Source organism: Rhizobium rhododendri (genome assembly GCF_007000325.2).
Lineage (GTDB): Bacteria > Pseudomonadota > Alphaproteobacteria > Rhizobiales > Rhizobiaceae > Rhizobium > Rhizobium rhododendri.
This window is the reverse complement of the sequence record NZ_CP117267.1, coordinates 1611582-1631634: the sequence shown is the minus strand read 5'-3', so window position 1 is coordinate 1631634 and position 20053 is coordinate 1611582. Positions and strand designations below refer to the sequence as shown.

The 20053-nt window shown below is 61.8% G+C and carries 17 protein-coding genes and 3 tRNA genes; 8 read left to right on the top strand and 12 right to left on the bottom strand.

The genetic code is table 11. The features are described 5' to 3' along the window. Positions 1–89 precede the first annotated feature (89 nt). On the bottom strand, positions 90–233 hold the full coding sequence (locus PR018_RS08055) for a DUF1127 domain-containing protein (protein WP_111221763.1): 144 nt from the start codon (positions 231–233) through the stop codon (positions 90–92). Positions 234–522: 289 nt separating this feature from the next. Then, a complete protein-coding gene (locus PR018_RS08050) occupies positions 523–669 on the bottom strand; it encodes a DUF1127 domain-containing protein (protein ID WP_111221764.1) in 147 nt (48 codons plus the stop codon). Positions 670–1410: 741 nt separating this feature from the next. Between PR018_RS08050 and PR018_RS08045 the strand changes: the two genes are divergently transcribed. The 4 genes from PR018_RS08045 to tig all read left to right on the top strand — a co-directional run bounded on the left by PR018_RS08045 (position 1411) and on the right by tig (position 5017). Next, the gene (locus tag PR018_RS08045) at positions 1411–2514 is read left to right on the top strand and encodes a DUF2157 domain-containing protein (RefSeq protein WP_142823033.1); all 1104 of its coding nucleotides are present in this window, start codon (positions 1411–1413) and stop codon (positions 2512–2514) included. Further along, positions 2511–3113 (top strand): GDYXXLXY domain-containing protein, encoded by a 603-nt coding sequence (locus PR018_RS08040; protein WP_142829170.1) that lies wholly within the window; start codon positions 2511–2513, stop codon positions 3111–3113. The genes PR018_RS08045 and PR018_RS08040 overlap by 4 nt, the downstream gene beginning before the upstream one ends. A gap of 142 nt (positions 3114–3255) precedes the next feature. Then, positions 3256–3340 (top strand) — tRNA-Leu (locus PR018_RS08035). A 189-nt stretch (positions 3341–3529) separates the two neighbouring features. Beyond that, positions 3530–5017 (top strand): trigger factor, encoded by a 1488-nt coding sequence (tig, locus tag PR018_RS08030; protein ID WP_142829169.1) that lies wholly within the window; start codon positions 3530–3532, stop codon positions 5015–5017. A gap of 742 nt (positions 5018–5759) precedes the next feature. On the opposite strand, the gene sthA is transcribed toward tig, so the two are convergent. The 6 genes from sthA to phaC form a co-directional block, all read right to left on the bottom strand. Then, on the bottom strand, positions 5760–7166 hold the full coding sequence (gene sthA, locus PR018_RS08025) for a Si-specific NAD(P)(+) transhydrogenase (RefSeq protein ID WP_142823030.1): 1407 nt from the start codon (positions 7164–7166) through the stop codon (positions 5760–5762). A gap of 103 nt (positions 7167–7269) precedes the next feature. Beyond that, positions 7270–7872, bottom strand: coding sequence for a dual specificity protein phosphatase family protein (locus PR018_RS08020; protein WP_202617099.1), 603 nt, complete (start codon positions 7870–7872; stop codon positions 7270–7272). Between the two features lie 196 nt (positions 7873–8068). Next, the gene (gene radC / locus PR018_RS08015) at positions 8069–8911 is read right to left on the bottom strand and encodes a RadC family protein (protein ID WP_142829167.1); all 843 of its coding nucleotides are present in this window, start codon (positions 8909–8911) and stop codon (positions 8069–8071) included. Positions 8912–8914: 3 nt separating this feature from the next. After that, positions 8915–9751, bottom strand: a complete 837-nt coding sequence (gene map, locus PR018_RS08010; RefSeq protein WP_142823028.1) for a type I methionyl aminopeptidase — start codon at positions 9749–9751, stop codon at positions 8915–8917. A 72-nt stretch (positions 9752–9823) separates the two neighbouring features. Further along, complete coding sequence (gene sfsA, locus PR018_RS08005; RefSeq protein ID WP_142823027.1) at positions 9824–10504, bottom strand: DNA/RNA nuclease SfsA; 681 nt, start codon at positions 10502–10504, stop codon at positions 9824–9826. Positions 10505–10560: 56 nt separating this feature from the next. Then, positions 10561–12405, bottom strand: coding sequence for a class I poly(R)-hydroxyalkanoic acid synthase (gene phaC / locus PR018_RS08000; RefSeq protein ID WP_142823026.1), 1845 nt, complete (start codon positions 12403–12405; stop codon positions 10561–10563). A 153-nt stretch (positions 12406–12558) separates the two neighbouring features. Here phaC and PR018_RS07995 point away from each other — a divergent pair, with 153 nt between their 5' ends. From PR018_RS07995 to recJ, 4 genes are all read left to right on the top strand, one after another. Beyond that, positions 12559–12966 (top strand): hypothetical protein, encoded by a 408-nt coding sequence (locus PR018_RS07995; RefSeq protein WP_224127706.1) that lies wholly within the window; start codon positions 12559–12561, stop codon positions 12964–12966. 223 nt (positions 12967–13189) lie between these two features. After that, on the top strand, positions 13190–14410 hold the full coding sequence (locus PR018_RS07990) for an LL-diaminopimelate aminotransferase (protein ID WP_142823025.1): 1221 nt from the start codon (positions 13190–13192) through the stop codon (positions 14408–14410). Between the two features lie 53 nt (positions 14411–14463). Next, positions 14464–15789, top strand: a complete 1326-nt coding sequence (locus tag PR018_RS07985; RefSeq protein ID WP_142823024.1) for a homoserine dehydrogenase — start codon at positions 14464–14466, stop codon at positions 15787–15789. Between the two features lie 117 nt (positions 15790–15906). Further along, positions 15907–17715 carry a single-stranded-DNA-specific exonuclease RecJ gene (gene recJ, locus PR018_RS07980; RefSeq protein ID WP_142823023.1) on the top strand — a complete coding sequence of 603 codons (1809 nt, stop codon included), beginning with the start codon at positions 15907–15909 and terminating at the stop codon, positions 17713–17715. Between the two features lie 59 nt (positions 17716–17774). On the opposite strand, the gene PR018_RS07975 is transcribed toward recJ, so the two are convergent. The 4 genes from PR018_RS07975 to gloA all read right to left on the bottom strand — a co-directional run bounded on the left by PR018_RS07975 (position 17775) and on the right by gloA (position 19893). Beyond that, a tRNA-Glu gene (locus tag PR018_RS07975) sits at positions 17775–17849 on the bottom strand. A gap of 255 nt (positions 17850–18104) precedes the next feature. After that, a tRNA-Glu gene (locus tag PR018_RS07970) sits at positions 18105–18179 on the bottom strand. Between the two features lie 190 nt (positions 18180–18369). Further along, positions 18370–19152, bottom strand: a complete 783-nt coding sequence (locus tag PR018_RS07965; protein ID WP_202617100.1) for a hypothetical protein — start codon at positions 19150–19152, stop codon at positions 18370–18372. A gap of 300 nt (positions 19153–19452) precedes the next feature. After that, positions 19453–19893, bottom strand: coding sequence for a lactoylglutathione lyase (gloA, locus tag PR018_RS07960; protein ID WP_142823022.1), 441 nt, complete (start codon positions 19891–19893; stop codon positions 19453–19455). Positions 19894–20053: the final 160 nt, after the last annotated feature.

Below are 20053 nucleotides of genomic sequence, written 5' to 3'. Positions count from 1 at the left end.
CGCCGCTTCCAATCACCCGGAACCAAAAACGGGAGAATCAAAAACGGCGCCACCAAGGCGCCGTTTTTAGAAGAACGTTCCGTAGACTATTAACGGAACGAGCGGTTGGCGATGTTGCGGATTTCGTAGCGGCTGATGCCGATGTCGGAGAGCGTCTGGTTCGACAGGCTGCCGAGTTCGCTCAGTGTGCGGCGGTAGGAAATCCAGCTCTTGGCAATGCGGATCGGGTTCATGGTGGTATCCTCGGTTCTATCAGGTTTGAGACAGGCTTGATTGCCGTGTCATCGATTGACCTCCATATAGGCGATAGACCGAAAAATGTGCAGTGCAATTAAAAGGCTACTGCCATGCGTTTGTGCACTACGCCGCATAAATAACAGTCGCGACTTAAAATTTAGGCGACAAAAGAGCGCGGTTTTCAGTGTCGCCGCGCGGGTTGATAGAAGACAAAAAAGAACGCCCGCCGCGGGGTCCGCAACGGGCGTTGTAAGGCGATCGCTGATGGCGATGCCAGGGTCTATTTTAGCGACCGGTGGCTTCGCGGGCAACGCGGTGGATGTCAGAACGGTCGATGCCGAGGTCGTGCAGTTCGCGTGTGCTCATGCGGCCGAGTTCGGTAACGGTCTGACGATACTTGCGCCAGTTGTTGTAAGAGCGGGTGATGTTCATGGTAATCCCCTTTCCGAGGGTTTGATCCGCCAGCAGCAATCGTTGTGCTGGCTTCTTTCTACTGAGGCTGAATATAACGCATGCCGCGAAAACCAAAAGCGTCAATGCATCATGTCACCCATGCGCAGGACGCATTGCTTGCCACTATTTGCACCATGATTGTTTATAAAATGTGCGCAATTGTCGCATTGCAAGAAGCGCGGGGTGCGTGGGTGCAGCGGGAGTGGGTCGCTATTGGCGTTTCGCTCGGCGTAGGCTGCCTGGACATCGTCACTGATGCCCGAAGGCCCGGCTCGTGACTGAAAAAACAATGCCCACAGCGGGAGGAGCTGTGGGCATTGTTTGCGGGGATCAGCAAGGGATGGGGGAGGGCTGCTGATCAATCGGAGCAACGGGGGAGGAAGATCGGCTCCGAAACGTCACGAACTCGGTCTGCGTATCAGTCTGCGTACGATCGGTCGGTTGCTTCGAATTACCCGAGAGCCGCACTTTCGCCGGCGAGATATCGGGGTTTACCAAGCTGCAACCGATTGCCAGGCATGCCACTGGCGCATATCTGATTGCTCAATCAACACTCCATTAGTCGAGTATAATGTAGTGATCCTAACGGAGCGTTAAATTCCCACGCCTCCGGATGTCGTGCAGCGAAAAAGCCAGGCCTGCCAGCATTTGCCACCTGCCACATTTGGTCGCTATAGAGAATGGCGAGGCGGATGGCGCCGGGTGCAGCATGAGGCAGTAATGTATCGCGGCAGACTTCAGAGAGATCTCGGCGGCTGGGTGGAAAAGGGCTTGCTCGAAAGCGACCAGGCAGCTGCCATCATGGCGGATTACGACAGTCGTCCGGCGAGCTTCAGCCTCGGGAGAGTTCTCGCGGTGCTGGCAGCGCTGCTGGTGGCATCAGCCATCCTGCTGCTGGTTGCTTCCAACTGGGAGGCCATACCGAGGTTGGTTCGGGTCGTCGGGTGCCTGGTGCTGATCTGGAGCTTCTATCTGTCCGGTGCCGCCTTCTCCTCCCGCAACCAGACGTCGCTGGCCGCCGCCATGCTGCTGCTTGCCACCCTTAGCTTTGGCGGCGCGGTGTCGCTGGTGGCGCAGATGTATCATCTTTCGGGCGACGAGATGACGATGGTGCTGCTGTGGTTCGGGCTTGCCTGCCTCTCGGCGCTGATGTTTCGCTCCGGCAGCCAAGTCGTGGTTGCCGGCTTTCTCGCCTGGGGCTATTTCGCGCTCTATCTCGAAAACAATCTTTCGAACTGGATCGGCTGGCCGCCCTATGCGCCGCCGCTGATGGCTGCCATCGTGCTGGCGCTGATCTATTATACCGGCGCCGCGCGGGCGCGGCATCTGGTCTACCTGCTGTTGATCGGCTGGCTCACCTGGATCTATTCCCTGAACGACGGATTGGGGATGGCGGTGCTCTACACAGCCATCGGGCTTGTCGCCTTCCTGTGCGTCGCCGTTCCGCTTCCGCCGCTGGCCGGAATGCTGCGCACCGCCGGGCCGACGCCGGCCTTCTACACATTCTGCATCGTCGCTATCGGTCTTCTGCTGCTGCATATCGAGATCGTCAGCGGACCCCGCCTCATTGCGCTGGGTCTTGCGACGCTTGCCATCGCGGTCGGCGCCATCACTCTCTGCGGGCGTGACAACGGCGCGGTGCGCTACACCGGTTATCTGGTGTTTGCCGGCGAGATCCTGTTTCTCGCCTCCGAAACCATCGGCTCGATCATCGGGACATCGGGCTTCTTCCTGGTTGCCGGGCTCCTGGTTGCGGTCGTCGCCTGGCTGGTGATCCGCGTGGAACGCCGTTTTGCAAGCCCGTCGCCGGAGGTCACGCCATGAGCTTTCTGATCGACGCCGCCAGCGAGAGCCGGCCGTTCGCCCGCCGCGCCTATATCGCCGCCATCGCTTTGGCGCTGCTGCAGACTGTTGTGGTCGGCACCATGATCGTCAGCCGCGCGACGATCCTGCGAAACGGCTCCGAGGTGCTGCTGAAGGCATCGCCGGTCGATCCGCGCGATCTTCTGCGCGGCGACTACGTCATCCTCAATTACGATATCTCGAATGTGCCGGTGTCGACGCTGGTGGGCGAGCGGCCTCCCGTCGCGGGCGAGCAGACGCTTTCGGTGCGGCTGACAAAGCAGGCAGATGGCTACTGGGGCATCGCCGAATCATCCTTCGTGCCGTTGGCGCCAAAGGACGGCACCGTCGTGCTTGCCAGCAAGCCCTTCGATTATCGCCCGACGGCAGATACCGCGACGATCCGGGTCGATTACGGGATCGAGAGCTATTACGTGCCGGAAGGCGAGGGGCATAGGCTCGAGCAGGCGCCGCTGGGCGGCCGGATGGCCATCTCCGCCCGCGTATCGCCGGCTGGCACGGCACAGATCAAAGCCCTGCTTCTCGACAACAAGCCTGTGTATGAAGAGCCGCTATACTGAGGCTTTTCGAACAAAATCGGGGATTGCCCGATCCTGTCCGCACAACTGTCATTTTTCCTTTGCGCGGTTTGAAACGGGTGATATAGAGACGCCGCGCTCCGGAAGGCCTCATGCGTAGGCATTGCTATGCGGTTTTAGGGACGCGGGTATGGTGAAATTGGTAGACACGCCAGATTTAGGTTCTGGTGCCGCAAGGCGTGGGAGTTCAAGTCTCTCTACCCGCACCAAGGCTGCTTTGCTGCCGGGGGAGGCTGATACAGTCTCATCCGAAGGCTTGCGAGAAGACGCGCCATTTTGCCTCCTGCAAAATGTTTGAGAATTGCATGAAAAGCCACGCCCGGTCGTCGGTCCGGCGTCGTGCTCATTGAAACGAACGGCTGTCTGGGCACCGCCGCTACGAAATGAAGGTTGAGAAAATGCAGGTTATCGAAACGCTGGCTGAAGGGCTGAAGCGCGAAATCAAGGTCGTAATTCCGGCCAAGGACATGGAAGGCCGCATGAACGAGCGCCTTGCAGAGGTCAAGGACAAGGTCAAGATCAACGGCTTCCGTCCCGGCAAGGTCCCGCCAGCGCATCTGAAGAAGATGTACGGCAAGTCGATCATGGCCGATCTCGTCAACGAGATCGTTCGCGACCAGCCGGCGCAGATCCTCACCGGCCGCGGCGAAAAGTCTGCCACCCAGCCTGAAATCGCCATGACCGAAGACAAGGACGAAGCCGAGAAGATCCTCGCTGCCGAAGCCGACTTCGAATTCACGCTGTCCTACGAAGTCATCCCTGCGATCGAACTGAAGCCGGTCAACGGCATCAAGGTCATCCGCGAAGTCGCCGAGATCGGCGAAGACGAAGTGACCGAGCAGATCATGAAGATTGCCGAGAGCGCCCGCACCTACGAGACCAAAGAAGGCGCTGCTGCCGATGGCGACCGCGTTACCCTCGACTACCTCGGCAAGGTCGACGGCGAAGCCTTCGAAGGCGGCAAGGACGAAAATGCCGAGCTGATCATCGGCTCGAACCGCTTCATCCCGGGCTTCGAAGAGCAGCTCGTCGGCGTCAAGGCTGGCGACGAGAAGGTCATCACGGTCACCTTCCCGAGCGAATACCCAGCCAAGAACCTGGCCGGCAAGGAAGCCACCTTCGATCTGACGATCAAGGACGTGGCCTCTGCCGCCGCCACCGAGATCAATGACGAACTGGCCACAAAACTCGGCCTCGAATCGGCCGATCGCCTGAAGGAAATCGTTCGCGGCCAGATCGAAAGCCAGTACGGCTCGGTCACGCGCCAGAAGGTCAAGCGCCAGATCCTCGACCAGCTCGACGAGATGTATCAGTTCGACACCCCGCAGAAGCTCGTCGAAGCCGAATTCGAAAGCATCTGGCGCCAGATCCAGACCGATCTCGGTGAAAGCGGCAAGACCTTCGAAGACGAAGACACGACCGAAGAAACAGCTCGCGCCGAGTATCTGAAGCTTGCCGAACGCCGCGTCCGCCTCGGCCTCGTTCTCTCCGAAATCGGCGAAAAGGCCGGCATCGAAGTCAGCGAAGACGAACTGCAGCGCGCGCTCTACGAACAGCTCCGCCAGTTCCCGGGCCAGGAAAAGGAAATCCTGGAATTCTTCCGCAACACGCCCGGCGCATCCGCCAACCTGCGCGCGCCGATCTTCGAAGAAAAGGTCATCGACCACCTGCTCTCCGAAGTCGACGTGACGGACAAGACGGTCACCAAGGAAGCGCTGCTCGCCGAAGACGACGACAGCACCGAGAAGAGCGAAGGCAAGAAGGCGCCGAAGAAGAAGGCTGCCAAGGCAGAAGCTTCCAAGGCTGAAGAAGCCGAAGGCGAAGAAGCCGCTCCGAAGAAAAAGGCCGCTTCGAAGAAGAAGGCAACCGACGACACCGCCGAGTAATTCTTCGGAACTCTCTGCAAGTTTTGAAGGCCCTGCCGTTCGCGGCGGGGCCTTTTTGCGTTTGGGGCGGCGGGTATCCGGCGCGTGGCGCCACCCCCCTCTGTCGGCGACGCCGACATCTCCCCCACGAGGGGGGAGATCAGCCGATAGGTTGCGGTTTACCAGAAGGGCGCTGTGAGTTCGGTACTGGTTTTGCGATAGAAAGTTGCCCCGGCCAATCTCCCCCCTTGTGGGGGAGATGTCACGCGGTGACAGAGGGGGGCGTGCTGGCGCAGGGGCTAACCGACGTCAATCTTGCACCCGGTAAAATTTCTCTTCCTATTTTCGGAAAATAGGAATATATTCCAATCGTCCCGATGTGGCTGTCAGGCGTGGCAGTTTCAGCGGGGCCGGTTTGGGGATGGGGCAGGACGCAGGCTGCTTTTCCGACCGCAGGTACGGTCACCTCCAGAGGAAAAGCGTGGCGAATGGGCTACGACGGACCTCTTGTATGCAGCGGTGCAGACGCACCTGTCAGCCGGTCGAATGGGAGCGGCTGGCGGGTGTGGAGGGTCCCACCCGGCGGTGTCAGGCCGGACGGGAGGCGCTGAGAGGTGTCACTTAGAGACTGAACGACCCACTACCGCTGCGAGGCAGCTTTCAGCGCCTGTTCCGACTTTCCGCTCGATCCCACCGATGGCTCCCATCGCGTGGTTTTTTCCGCGATCGTTAGGCTCAACCGGTTTCAGCCGGTTGAAAACCCTCAAAGCTCCGACTTGATGTCGCCCATACGGTTGCCAGCGTCGAGGCCTGCGATCTTGTAGGCTTCGGCCAGCGTCGGGTAGTTGAAGGTGTTCTCGACGAAATACTCGACGGTGCCCTTCAGGTTGAGCACGGCCTGGCCGATATGGACCAGCTCGGTTGCGCCTTCGCCGACGATGTGGACGCCGAGCAGGCGGCGGGTTTTCAAGGAGAAGATCATCTTCAGCAGGCCGGTATCCAGCCCCATGATGTGGCCGCGCGAGGTTTCGCGGAAGCGGGCGATGCCGCATTCGTATGGGATGCCGCGTTCCTTGACCTCTTCCTCGGTGAGGCCGCAGGTGGAGATTTCCGGCACGGCGTAGATGCCGTAGGGGAAATATTTCTGCGGTTCCTTGGCGATGGCGCCGACGGCAACGCGGGCAGCGATGCGGCCCTGTTCCATCGAGGTCGAGGCAAGGCTCGGGAAGCCGATGACGTCGCCGGCGGCAAAGATGTGCGGCACGCTGGTGGCAAAGGTTTCAGGGTTGACCGAGAGGCGGCCACGGCTGTCGGCCTCCAGCCCTGCGGCCGGCAGGTTGAGCTCGTCGGTGGCGCCCATGCGGCCGGCGGCAAACAGCACCATGTCGGTGACCAGGCGACGGCCGCTGCCGAGGGTGACCTCGACCTTGCCGTTTTCGAGTTTCTCCACCTTGTCGGCCTTCTGTCCGAGCAGCAGCTTCATGTTGCGGTCGCGCAGCTGGTAGGTGAAATCCTCAACGATCTCCTTGTCGATGAAGTCGAGCATCGTCGATTTCGGATCCAGAAGTGTGACCTGCGTGTCGAGGGAAGAGAAGATCGTCGCGTATTCGATACCGATGACGCCGGCGCCGATGACGATCAGCGAGCGCGGCAGCGTTTCCATCTCGAGGATTTCGTCGCTGTCGAGCACGGTCTGGTGGTCGAACGGCATGTAGCTCGGGCGGAATGGTTTTGTGCCGACGGCAAGCAGGATGCTGGTCGCAGTCGCCCGCACGACCTCGCCGTCGTCCTTGGTGATTTCGATCGTGCGTGGATCGACGAAGCTCGCCTTGCCGCGAACGTGCTGGACGTGATTGCGGGCGAACTGGTGCTCAAGCACCTCGACCTCGTGGTCGAGGGTGATCAGCAGGCGGCGGCGCAGGTCTTCGGCGCTGATCTGCTGCTTGACGCGGTAGGCGCGGCCATAGAAGCCGCGTTCCCGCCAGCCGGACAGGTTGAGCGCCGTTTCGCGCAGTGTCTTCGAAGGGATGGTGCCAGTGTGGACGGAGACGCCGCCGACGCGCTTGCCCTGCTCGATGACCAGAACCGTCTTGCCGAGCTTGGCAGCCTGAATGGCGCCCCTGCGGCCAGCCGGACCGCTGCCGACAACAATAAGATCGTATTGGTACATCGAATGGCCCCGCAGGATTGAATGCGAATCAGTGGTGCGTCGCACAATATACGCAGTTCAATCGGTACCGGAGCAGTGTTACAGATTGTCTAACGGCGGACAATCACGAATTGGAGAGGCCGAGCCAGGGTTCGAGCTTTTCGAAGGTCTCGTCCATCGGATAGGCGGCGCTGATCGGCAGCGAGACGTGGCCGTAGATGATCGACATCTGGCCTTCGGCGACCTTCTCGGTAGTCTTGTCGATCGCTGCAAGATAGAGGGCGGTGGCAAGACCCGTGCGGTCGGCGCCGGCCTGGCAATGGATCAGAAGCGGCTTCGGTGCATCGCGCATCAGCTGCACCAGTGTTGCCGCCTGCTCCTGCGTCAGTTCGTGGCGCGAGGACATGCGGAAGTCGATGTGGTTGATACCGAGTTCCTTGGCCTCGGCGACTTCGGCATCGTACCAGCCATGGCCAGCATTTTCGCCGCGCAGGTTGATGATCGTCTTGATGCCATACTGCTTCTGCAGTGCGGCAATCGTGGCGGCGGAAGGCTGCGACGAACGGTAGAGTTCGCCTGAAATGACCGGATGGAAATTCGTGGTGGCGATCATATGAGCATAGAAGCCGCCGATCAGGGCGAGCAGGGGCAGGACCCCATACATGAAAAATCCCCGCGCCATCAGGCGAAGGGATGAAAAGCGGCGCGGCGAAGCTGCTGTCAGCATGGTATCTCCGGGCGCCGGCCGGAGCGGCCTGGCGGGGTAAAGCGATCGAACTCCCGCACGTCTCGAGCATCCGGGGATGCCGCGATCTGCAGTGTCGTCGTTCTGCCAGACCAGACTGACAGCCACCTGAAGAAACTATGATGAAATCGTGACAGGGCACGCCGAAACGTGGGCGCAGGCGAGGGCGCTGCTGACCTCAGATCAGCCGCAACCCCTTGAAGCTCGCATGGCCGTCCTTGCCGATGATGATGTGGTCGTGGACGACGATGCCGAGCGGCTTGGCCGTATCGACGATGGTCTTGGTCATGTCGATGTCGGCGCGCGACGGGGTCGGGTCGCCGGAGGGATGGTTGTGGACGAGGATGATCGCCGTTGCCGATAGCTCCAGCGCCCGCTTGACGACCTCGCGCGGGTAGACCGGCGTGTGGTCGACGGTGCCGCGTCCCTGCACCTCGTCGGCGATCAGCGTGTTGCGCTTGTCGAGGAACAGGATGCGGAATTGCTCTCGGGTTTCGTAGGCCATGGCGCTGTGGCAGTAGTCGATGACGGAGGACCAGGAGGCCAGCACCTTCTTGCCACGGATCTCGCTTTTCAGCATTCGCTGGGCGACCGAGGCCATCAGCTTGAGATCAAGCGCCACCGCCTCGCCGATGCCGTTGACTTCCTGCAGCAGCGCAACTGGCGCGCCCATAACGCCGCCCAGCGTCTGGAAGCGGTCGATCAGCGCCTTGGCGATGGGCTTCGTGTCGCGGCGCGGGATCAGCCGGAACAGCAGCAGTTCGAGGATCTCGTAGTCGGCCAGCGCCGCATCGCCATTTTCGCGGTAGCGCGTCCGCAGCCGTTCGCGATGACCATGGACATGGGCCATGGGGTCGGGCTTTTGAAGCTCGATGGGTTTTCGCATCTGGGCTGTCTTGGCCGGCTGCTCGGCAAAGAACATCCGTTCGTCGAACAGCGCCGGTTCGCTATCGCCCGGTATGGCCTCGCTGTCTGGTGATCTCTCGCCATGTCCGTTTTCCGGACCGGGGCGCTTGGCCATGGTTCACCCTTGATAAGGAGGAAGGCCCGGCCGATCGAGCCCGGCGGGCGACAGCGTAAAGATCTCGCAGCCGGTCGAGGTAACGCCGACGGTATGTTCGTACTGGGCCGAAAGCGAGCGGTCGCGCGTCACGGCTGTCCAGCCATCGGCAAGCACCTTGACGTGCGGCTTGCCGAGATTGATCATCGGCTCGATGGTGAATATCATGCCTTCGCGCATCTCGGGGCCGTCGCTGGCACGGCCGTAATGCAGGATGTTGGGCGAATCGTGAAACAGGCTGCCGACGCCGTGGCCGCAGAAATCGCGCACCACCGAGCAGCGCTCACCCTCGGCATAGGTCTGGATCGCCTCGCCGATGGCGCCGATGCGGGCGCCCGGCTTGACCGCCGCGATGCCGAGCATTAGCGAGTGATAGGTGACCTCGAGCAGTCGTTCGGCCGAACGCTTGATGACACCGACCGGGTACATGCGGCTGGAATCGCCATGCCAGCCATCGAGCACGTAGGTGACGTCGATGTTGACGATATCGCCTTCGCGCAGGCCCTTGTCGTTGGGAATGCCGTGGCAGACGACGTGGTTGATCGAGGTGCAGCTCGACTTGGTATAGCCGCGATAGTTCAGCGTCGCCGGGTAGGCGCCGTGGTCCATGCCGAATTCGAAGACGAAGCGGTCGAGCACGTCGGTGGCGACGCCCGGAACGATGAGAGCAGCCATTTCGTCGAGGCAGCGTGCCGTCAGCTGGCAGGCCTTGCGCATGCCGGCAAAAGCATCGTCTCCGTAGAGACGGATCGCGCCGGTATTCTTCGGCGATGCCGTCGCTGCTTCGATATAGTTCACCATGATATGCCTTCAGTCTAGAATTGCCGTTTGAGTTTGTAGTGCAGCTATGCCGGGTTCGTCCATGGGGATCAATCATGCGGCCGTGATTTCGAGCGGCGATATAGAGCATTTGAGCGCAAAGGCCTCGACGCCGCGCTGGCGGGCCCTGAGATAGGCGCGCCCGTACTGCGGATCGAGGTCATCGCAGATCCGGAAGCGGGTGCAATCATCGCGCTGGATGACGTAGAGCATCACCGCCCGGTGACCGAGTTCCACCATGTCGCCGAGTTCCTCCAGGTGCTTTGCACCCCTGGAAGTCACCGAATCCGGAAACTCGGCGAGGCCGGGCGTGCGGGCGAAGTGGACGTTCTTGACCTCGACATAGGCTGGCGCCTTGCCGGGGCCTGCCAGAAGCATGTCGATACGCGAATTGCGCCCGTATTTCTGCTCGCGGCGCAGATCGGGATAGGTGCCGAGATCGGCGACCAGTCCGGCGCGGATGGCCTCTTCGGCCAGCCGGTTTGGCAAGGCGGTGTTGACGCCCACCCGCGTACCGTCAGCCTCGATCAACTCGAAGACATAACGGTATTTACGCGTCTGGCTGTCGTGCTCGGAGAGCCAGATGCGCGACCCCGGCGTCGTCAGGCCGCGCATCGAGCCGGTGTTGGGGCAGAAACCGGTGACGATGCCGCCGCTCTCCAGTTCGGCGTCGAAGAGAAAGCGCTTGTAGCGGGCAATGAGCCGGGCCGGCACGAGGGGGCGTTCGAACAGCATTGCGATACTCTATGGGGAGGTGGCCGTTGGCCGTCAGGTCTTGTGAAGCAGGCCCGTCAGGTCTTCTGCATCACAAACGAGCCGGGCGCCGGCTCGAGCGGGACCGGCGAATGGCTACCGGGGATGCGGGGGGCGACCCTTGTTGCGTCGCGTGTCTCGATCCAGGTCTGCCAGTGCGGCCACCAGGAGCCGGCGGTCTCCCTGGCGCCGGCCATCCAGCCGTCGAAGTCTTCGCCCGAAGGACCCTCGGACCAGAACTGATACTTGCGCCTTTCCGGCGGATTGACGATGCCGGCGATATGGCCGGAGCCGGCGACCACGAAATCGACCGGGCCGCCGAAGAACGAGCCGCCCACAAAAACCGATTTCGCCGGTGCGATATGGTCGTCGCGGGTTGCGAGGTTATAGACGGGGATGGTGACGTCCTGGAGCGATAGCGTCTTGCCGTTGATCACCATGCGGCCTTGGCTCAGCGTGTTGTCGAGATAGCAGTTGCGCAGGTAGAAAAGGTGATTGGCCGCTGCCATGCGGGTCGAATCGCCATTCCAGTAGAGCAGGTCGAAGGGCAGGGGTTCCTGGCCCTTCAGGTAGTTGTTGACGAAATAGGGCCAGATGAGCTCCGAGGCGCGCAGCATGTTGAATGCCGTCGCCATCTTCGAGCCGTCGAGATAGCCGGACAGGCTCATCTGCTTCTCCAGCGCCTGCAGCTGGTCCTCGTCGACGAAGACCTTGAGATCGCCAGCATGGGTGAAGTCGACCTGTGAGGTCAAGAGGGTCAGGGATTTGACGCGCTCGACGCCTTCAGCCGCGTGCAGCGCCAGTGCCGAGGACAGCAGCGTGCCGCCGACGCAATAGCCGATCGCGTTCACCTCGGTTTCGCCGGTCGCTTCTTCGATCGCGTCCAGTGCGAAGTCTATGCCTTCGTGAATGTAGTCTGCCCAATCCTTCTCCGCATGGCGGGCATCCGGGTTGACCCAGGAAATGACGAAAACCGAGTGGCCCTGGTCGACGCACCACTTGATGAAGGATTTTTCCGGGTTGAGGTCGAGGATGTAGAACTTGTTGATCCAGGGCGGGCAGATCAGCAGTGGACGTTTGAAGACCGTCTCGGTTGCCGGCTCGTACTGGACGATCTGGCAGATCTCGCTCTCGGCCACCACCTTGCCCGGTGTCATCGCCAGGTTGCGGCCGATGGCGAAGTGGCTGAGATCGGTCTGGCGCAGCTTCAGGTCGCCGCCGCCGGCACCGATGTCCTCGGCCAGCATCTTCATGCCGCGCACAAGGTTCTCCGCATTCGAGGCGACGGTCTCGCGATAGAGCTGCGGGTTGGTGGCGATGAAATTGGCGGGCGAGATCGCCGCCATGATCTGCCTGACATAGAACGAGGCCTTGTGGCGTGTATGCGCGTCGAGCCCTTCGGCCCCAGTCACCAGCGTGTCCGCCCAGTCGGAAGTCACGAGGTAGGTCTGGCGCAGGAAGTCGAAGAACGGATTGCTCTGCCAGTCGTCGCCGGAGAGCCGCTTGTCTTTGATCGGCGCTTGTGGTGGCGGTTCGCCCGGCGGTTCCGACAGCCGCTGCATCGATTGCGTCCACAGGCCGAAATAGCCGGACAAGAGCTTGGTCTGCGCCTCGAAGCTGCGCTGCGGGTCGGACATCCAGTAATCCGAAACCGTCGACAGCGTCTTGACCATATCGGTCATCGAATCATTGCCTTCGACCCGCTCGCCACGTTCGCGCGGGGCCAGCCAGGCGGACGCAGCCTTGCCGAGATTCTCCAGGGCACGGGCGAAATTCAACGCCATCGTCTCCGGATCCTTGACGATATAGGGATCCGCCGACGCCGCGTCGAACGCGGATTTGGCCGGTTCGCCCTTGCTATCGTCCCGTTTGCTGTCGCTCACGCGTCATTCTCCGGCGGCGGTGCTGCTCTCATTTCCGTTTGTACATCGCCCGGGAAATGGAATACAAGTTCCAATGACAGGCACGCCTGCTCTTGCTTTGCTGCGACGACGAATTTAACAGTCGTTCCGGGCAATGCGGGACCGGGCAGGATAATGATGATAGGCAGCGGCATAGTGGCAAGTTTCTACCGGTATTCCGTGGTCCTCGGGCTCGTTGCGCTGACACTGACCGGCTGCAAGACCATTGCCGAAAAGCAGGCGGAAGACGCTCGCAAGCGCGCAGCCCCGACAGCCGTGGTGATGAAGACAGGCAAGGGCGAACCCGCCGTCAAGACGCTCGAATACGGCAAGGACGGCTATCCTACCTTCAACGGCCCGCTCACGTCCGCCAACGTCCAGATCGCCGATCCGCAGGCGCTGGATATCCGCAAGCAGCTGACGGCCGCCGGCGCTGCGCGCGATTCCGGCGCGCTGACGCAGGCGCAGTACGATGCCAAGGTCGCGGAAATGCGCAAGCTGGCAGCCGAACAGCAGCAGACGCTCTCGGATCTCCAAAAGTAACCTTGCGCAAAAGCCCATTTGCACGCAAAGGGTTCAATCAAGAAGCGTTTGCATGTATCGTTCGGGTTTGAGGCGGCAAGTGTGCCGTGCTCGCCCCAAATTCACCGCATCACTCGCGTCAAACGAGAATATGGCGCCGCGATCCTGAGGTTCGTATCGCGGCTGCCCGGAGACACACGAACTTCATTGCCGCCTCGATCACCGCCGTCCCATGGGGAAAGAAATGGAAGAGTTTCATAAAGTCCGTCGCCTGCCGCCGTACGTCTTCGAACAGGTCAACCGTTTGAAGGCCAGCGCACGAGCGGGCGGTGCCGACATTATCGATCTCGGCATGGGCAACCCCGATCTGCCGACACCGCAGTCGATCGTCGACAAGCTCTGCGAAGCCGTCCAGGATCCGCGTACCCATCGCTACTCTTCGTCGAAGGGTATCCCGGGGCTGCGCCGTGCGCAGGCCGGCTATTATGCCCGTCGTTTCGGCGTCAAGCTCAACCCGGATACGCAGGTCGTGGCGACGCTCGGCTCGAAGGAAGGCTTTGCCAACATGGCGCAGGCGATCACTGCGCCCGGCGATGTGATCCTATGCCCGAACCCGACCTATCCGATCCATGCCTTCGGCTTCCTGATGGCCGGCGGCGTTATTCGCTCGATGTCGGTCGAGCCGGACGAAAGCTTCTTTCCGCCGCTGGAGCGGGCCGTCAAGCACTCCATCCCGAAGCCGATCGCGCTGATCCTCAACTATCCGTCCAATCCGACCGCCTATGTCGCGACGCTGGATTTCTACAAGGACGTCATCGCTTTTGCGAAGAAACACGACATCATCGTGCTGTCGGATCTCGCCTATTCGGAAATCTATTTTGACGATAACGCCCCGCCGCCTTCGGTCCTCGAAGTGCCCGGCGCTATCGATGTCGCCGTCGAGTTCACCTCGATGTCGAAGACCTTCTCCATGCCCGGCTGGCGCATGGGCTTTGCCGTCGGCAACGAGCGGCTGGTTGCAGCGCTGACGCGTGTTAAATCCTACCTCGACTACGGCGCATTCACGCCGATCCAGGTGGCGGCAACCCACGCGCTGAACGGCGACGGTTCCGACATCGCCGAAGTGCGCTCGATCTACAAGCGCCGCCGCGACGTGCTGGTCGACAGTTTTGGTAAGGCCGGCTTCGAAATTCCGCCACCGGCCGCAACGATGTTCGCCTGGGCAAAGATCCCCGAGAAGTTTCGCCATCTCGGCAGCCTGGAGTTCTCCAAGCTGCTGGTCGAGAAGGCCGATATCGCTGTTGCACCCGGTATCGGTTTCGGCGAGATGGGCGACGACTATGTCCGCATCGCGCTGGTGGAAAACGAACACCGCATCCGACAGGCGGCGCGCAATCTGAAACGCTTTCTATCGACGGCAGACGAGACCATGCACAATGTGATCTCGCTCAACGCCCACCGCTAACTTCAAGGGCAGCCGCCATGCGGCTGCCGCTTCGTGACATATCAGGATCGATCATGGCAGATGCCCTCAAAATCGGCATTGCGGGCTTGGGCACCGTTGGTGCCTCGCTTGTCCGTATCATTCAGCAGCGCAGCGCCGAGCTCACGGCCACCTGCGGCCGCCCGATCAAGATCGTCGCCGTCTCGGCACGGGATCGCAGCAAGGATCGCGGCATCGATCTCGATGGCGTCGAGTGGTTCGACGGTCCGGTCGATCTCGCCCACAAGGCCGATATCGATGTCTTCGTCGAATTGATCGGCGGCTCAGAGGGTGCGGCCAATGCGTCGGTGCGCGCGGCCTTGGCGCGCGGTCTGCATGTGGTCACCGCCAACAAGGCGCTGCTCGCCTATCACGGCGTCGAGTTTGCCGAGATCGCCGAGGAGAAGGGCACGCTTTTGAACTTCGAAGCGGCCGTTGCCGGCGGCATTCCGGTCATCAAGGCCTTGCGCGAGTCGCTCACGGGCAACACGATTTCGCGCATCTACGGCATCATGAACGGCACCTGCAATTACATCCTGACACGGATGGAGAAGGAAGGCCTGTCGTTTGCCGATTGCCTGAAGGAAGCCCAGCGGCTCGGCTACGCCGAGGCCGATCCGGCCTTCGACATCGACGGCAACGATACGGCGCATAAACTGGCGATCCTGACGACGCTCGCCTTCGGCAACCGGCTTGCCGCCGACGACATCTATCTCGAGGGCATCTCCAACATCTCCATCGAGGATATCCGGGCTGCCGCCGATCTCGGCTACCGGATCAAGCTGCTCGGCGTTGCCCAGCGCACCGAGACCGGCATCGAGCAGCGCGTTCATCCGACCATGGTGCCGCTCGATTCGGTCATTGCCCAGGTTGACGGCGTGACCAATGCGGTGGCGATCGAATCTGATATTCTCGGCGAACTGCTGATGGTCGGCCCCGGCGCCGGCGGCAATGCCACGGCATCGGCCGTGCTCGGCGATATCGCCGACATCGCCAAGAGCCAGCCCGGCACGCAGCGCGTCCCCGTGCTCGGCCATCCCGCCAAGTCGCTCGAGCCTTACCGCAAGGCGCAGATGCAGAGCCACGAGGGCGGCTACTTCATTCGCCTCAGCGTGCAGGACCGCACCGGCGTGTTTGCGAGCATCGCCGGCCACATGGCGGAAAACCACATATCGCTGGAATCGATCGTCCAGCGCTCCAAGCAGCACGTCTCGCCCTCCGACCAGCAGACCATCATACTCGTCACCCATGCGACCATGGAGGATTCGGTGCGCAAGGCGGTGGCGGCGATCAAGACCGATGGCTATCTGGTCGGCGAACCGCAGGTCATCCGCATCGAGCGTCCGAAGCACGAGCAGTGAGGCAACCGCAATTTCCGTGGACGCGCCTCCTGCTTGCGATAATCTGCACCGAAAGCACGCGAAGCCGCTCCCTGATGGCGGGCTTCGGCGGATGAAAGAACGGATCCGGCCAATCTGATGGGACCGATCGAAGCGGCAGACCCGGTACAGCGGGCATTTCTGGGGGTGGAACGTTCGGCCGGCGGCAATCGCTGGGTGTCGCGGCTCGACCAGGCGGGCCAGAACCGGGCGCTGGCGATGGCCCAGACCCACGGGATGGCGGACCTGATCGCCCGCGTGCTCGCCGGCCGTGGCGTCGGTCTCGACGAGGCGATGGCCTTTCTCGACCCCACAATTCGCGGCCTGATGCCCGACCCGCACCGGCTGACGGATTGCGAGAAGGCTGCCGAGCGGCTGCTGCAGGCGGTCAAGACCGGCGAGAGTGTCGCTGTATTCGGCGACTACGATGTCGACGGTGCGGCCTCCTCGGCGCTGATGTACAAATTCCTGCGGCACTTCGACGTGCCCGCGACCATCTATATCCCCGACCGGATCTTCGAAGGCTACGGCCCGAACCCGACAGCAATCAACCAGCTGATCGACAACGGTGCCCGGCTGATCGTCACAGTCGACTGCGGCTCGACCAGCTTCGAATCGCTGGATGCTGCCAAGGCCCGGAACATCGACGTCGTTGTCATCGACCACCACCAGGTCGGCGACGCGCTGCCGCATTGCCATGCGCTGGTCAATCCGAACCGGGAGGACGATCTGTCGGGGCAGGGCCATCTCTGCGCTGCCGGCGTGGTCTTCCTGGTGCTGGTGGCGACGTTGCGGCTGCTGCGCCAATCCGGCGATCTCAGGGCAGGCAATATCGACCTGCTGGCCTGGCTCGATATCGTAGCGCTTGCCACAGTCTGCGACGTGGTGCCGCTGAAGGGGCTGAACCGCGCCTATGTGGTCAAGGGCCTGCTGGCCGCTCGCCATCAGTCCAATCCGGGGCTGGCGGCGCTGTTCCGCAAGGCGGGGCTCGGCGGCCCCGTTACGCCCTACCATTTCGGCTTCATGATCGGCCCGCGCATCAACGCCGGCGGACGTATCGGCGATGCCGCGCTCGGTAGCCGGCTACTGACATTGGAGGATGCATCGGAAGCCGACGTCATTGCCGAGAGGCTCGACGAGCTGAACCGCGAGCGACAGGCGATGGAAGCCGTCATGCTGAAGGAGGCCGAGGCGGAAGCGCTGGCCGAATATGGCAACGGCGAGGGCGCTGCGGTCATCGTCACCGCCCATGACAACTGGCATCCGGGCATCGTCGGGCTGATATCGTCGCGTCTCAAGGATTCCTTCCGCCGGCCGGCCTTTGCCATCGCCTTTGATTCGCAGGGCAAGGGCACCGGCTCCGGCCGTTCGATCAGCGGCTTCGACATGGGCAAGATGGTGCGCGCCGCCGTCGATGCCGGGCTGCTCGTCAAGGGCGGCGGTCATGCGATGGCTGCCGGCCTGACGGTCGAACGCGCCAACCTCGGCAAGCTGCGGACTTTCTTTGCCGAGCGCGCCGAAAAACAGGTGTTCGGGCTCGTCGCCGATTCGACGTTGAAGATCGACGGGGCGCTCGGGGCGAGCGGCGCAACGGTCGAGCTTGTCGATCAGCTGGAAACGGCGGGACCCTTTGGCTCCGGCCACCCGCAGCCGATCTTTGCCATCCCCAGCCATCGCCTGCGCGATTCGCGACTGGTCGGGCAAAACCATATCAAGGTGACGCTGGAAGCGATGGATGGCGGCCGTCTGGAAGGCATTGCGTTCCGCGCCGCGGAAACGCCGCTCGGCGACCTGCTGCTCGGTTCACGTGGGGCACAGCTGCACGTCGCGGGAACGCTGGGTGCCGACCACTGGCAAGGCGCCCGCCGCGTCCAGCTCCGCGTCACCGATGCCGCCAAGGCGCCGTGACGCAGGTTGCCTGACGCAAGGCGCCTAATCAGTCAATTTCGAAGTTCGGGGGAAAGCAGTGGTACGCCCTAGGGGAGTCGAACCCCTCTTTACAGAATGAAAATCTGTCGTCCTAACCGATAGACGAAGGGCGCAATCACTGTGGCGCCCTTATAGTCAGGCCATTCGTATCCCGCAAGCGCAAAATCGTCACAAATCCACAATGAAAAGCGGTTTTTTGAGAGGCGTTTGGAGGTCCGCGATTTGCCGTGCGTAACAGGCCTCGGGGACATGAGCGCTCGTTGCGGCAAGACAATCCGATGTTCTGACGGCAAGGCCGATTACGTGGAAGCAAGTGCTCACGGCGGCTGCCATGGCAAACATTGGTCGTCACTGAAGAGAAAAACAAGTGGTACGCCCTAGGGGAGTCGAACCCCTCTTTACAGAATGAAAATCTGTCGTCCTAACCGATAGACGAAGGGCGCATAACTTGTGGCGCCCTTATAGGGGGGCGTTTCAGATCCTGCAAGCCGGGAATTTGCTTTTTCCCGAAAAAAATAGAGCTCTATATCGTCGTTTCGGCATGAAGCGATTAACGGGCGGAAACAGCGGGTTGCAGGGGCTTTCGGATGTCGTTGCAGGTGTGTGGGGCGCAGGCTTTGACCGGGCAGCAGGCTACTTCAGCGAGGCTTCCATGCCCGGCGTCAAGGTCACGCCCGGTGGTAGGGTGACGCCTTGCGGCAGGGTCAGGCCGGAGGAGGACGGCGGCATCATCGAGTTGGCGGGAGTGCTCTTGCCGCCCGACGCGAGATTGCGCGCCATCATCAGCGCTTCCTGGCTGTCGAGATGCCTACCCTTCGAACCGGGGGCTGGCAGGACGTGGGAAGGTGTTGCGTCCGCAGTCGGGCGGGTCGCGGAGGCAGATGCCATCCTCGGCGCACCCTGGGGCATCGCATTCGAGGACTGGCCGGATGGCGGCGCCATCATGGGCTGCTGTTGCTGCGGCTGTGGCTGCGTCTGCTGCATCGCGCTTCCCGGTGGCAGGGCGTAGACGTTGCGCAAGGCCGGCGCTGCATAGGTGGAGACCGGTGCCAGCGTGCCGTCGGGGTTGACGGCGATGGGTGGCGGCGCTGCGTATATGCTGGAGCGGTTGGCGTTGACCGCCGTCGGCTGGGTGATCAGGCCGCCGATATTGGCGGGCTCGGTCGATGCCTGTGATGCGGGCATCGGCGCGTTGGGGAAGAGGCCGGTTGCCGATTGCTGGGCTACCGTCTGCTGGCCGGAGCCGGTGCGGACCTGCGGGTCGCGATAGGTACCTGGTTTCTGGCCCTGTGCCTGCGCCTTGGCGTTGAGTTCTGCGGCCAGTTGTTCGCCGGGCGTCCGCATCACTACTTCCGGCGCGGGCTCGGCCGCGTCGGCGACCTGTTGTTCCTTGGCCTTCCTGGCCGAGGTCGTCATGCATCCCGACAACATCACGAAGCATAGAGCGGCTGTCGTCGCGCGGAGCAGGAACTGTCTGCTTGAAGTCGTCTGCACTGTGCCCAAAGGATCGGTCCCCCGCGTTGGCTCTCGAGAAGCACCGCTGTCCAGGAGGGACGACGCCGTGGATCCGCCGGCGGGAGAGAGACAAGGCCGCGACGATTCGATGCGTGATGCTTCGATAGCCGGACCATGCTGGCACCATTGCCCGTCGGCAAGGGTCAAGATGGCTTGCAGGCCGTCATTCGACTTTCCTGCAAGCCTCGGGAAAGCCTGGGGCTACCAGACGCCCGTGTTGGTCATCGAAGCCCAGGGCTCAGTGCTCGGCAGGTTGTCGCCCTTCTGGAGAATCTCGATGGAAATGCCGTCCGGCGAGCGCACAAAGGCCATGTGACCGTCGCGGGGCGGGCGGTTGATGATAACACCCGCATCCATCAGTTTCTGGCACGTCGCATAGATGTCATCGACCTCATAGGCGAGGTGACCGAAGTTGCGGCCGCCGTCATAGTCCTCAGTGTCCCAGTTGTAGGTGAGCTCGAGGCAGGGCGACATATGCGTGCCGGCATGTTCGAGATCGTCGCGGGCTGCGAGAAACACCAGGGTGAACCGCCCCTTCTCGTTCTCGTAGCGACGGATTTCCGTCATGCCGAACAGCGTCGTGTAAAAGTGCAGCGCGGCGTCGAGATCCTTCACCCGGACCATCGTGTGGAGATAACGCATTCTATTTCCTTTCTAATGTGAATCTGTCCAGTCTTATCTGTACCAACGCCAGCCCCAGGCAAGTGTAGCGGCTCAAATCAGCGTCAGAGAATAAACAAAACAGGACTTGCGCTTTTCCGTTACCAAGATGCTAATCTTGATTTCGAGAATCAGTTAACCG